Below are 298 nucleotides of genomic sequence, written 5' to 3' on the forward strand. Positions count from 1 at the left end.
TGCGGGCGTTGCACGACGCCGCCCGGTCCGGCCGGCCGGCCACCTACACGCCGGACGAGAAAGCCGAGGTCATCGCTGCCGCCCTGACAAAGCCGGCCGATCTCGGCCTGCCGTTCGGCTGCTGGACGCTGGACCGGCTGGTGGCCTATGTGGCCGAGGCGAAGGGCCTGGCCATCAAGCGGTCACGCGTCGACGAACTTCTCCAGGCCGAGGGGCTGCGATGGCGGACCCAGGAGACGTGGTTCGGCTCCCGGGTCGATCCGGAGTTCGCCAAAAAAAAGCGGCGATCGAAACCCTT

Annotated in this window: 1 protein-coding gene; it reads left to right on the forward strand. The window is 68.8% G+C overall.

Annotation, left to right across the window (positions count from 1 at the left end; translation table 11 throughout):
- Positions 1–298: helix-turn-helix domain-containing protein (locus BGIM_RS65360; protein ID WP_072022332.1), on the forward strand; the 298-nt coding region annotated here is incomplete at both ends.

It is taken from the genome of Zavarzinella formosa DSM 19928 (assembly GCF_000255705.1).
GTDB lineage: Bacteria > Planctomycetota > Planctomycetia > Gemmatales > Gemmataceae > Zavarzinella > Zavarzinella formosa.